This is a genomic window from Flavobacterium tistrianum (assembly GCF_003254545.1).
Classification (GTDB): domain Bacteria; phylum Bacteroidota; class Bacteroidia; order Flavobacteriales; family Flavobacteriaceae; genus Flavobacterium; species Flavobacterium tistrianum.
Genome location: NZ_QJRH01000002.1, coordinates 1 through 211, shown reverse-complemented (window position 1 = coordinate 211; position 211 = coordinate 1). Strand labels below are relative to the sequence as shown.

General features: G+C 46.4%; 1 protein-coding gene. It reads left to right on the top strand.

The genetic code is table 11. From position 1 onward, the window contains the following. The coding region (locus tag DMB71_RS00010) for a hypothetical protein (protein WP_162614713.1) at window positions 1-211 on the top strand (211 nt) is incomplete at both ends.

The following is a 211-nucleotide window of genomic DNA, read 5'->3' as shown; positions in this document are numbered from 1 at the left end:
ACGGGAACATTGACGGTAAGCAATGCGGCAGGATGCGTATCAACATCAAACAATTTTACTGTTACCATAAATCCTTTACCATCAGTAACGTTGGGCGGAACTACGGCGGTCTGTACAAGCTCAAACTTGCAGAGTACCACATTGCCTTACACGGCAACAACCAATTCGCCAACAAACTACAGCATTACGTGGAACGCCAGTCCTGCAAATG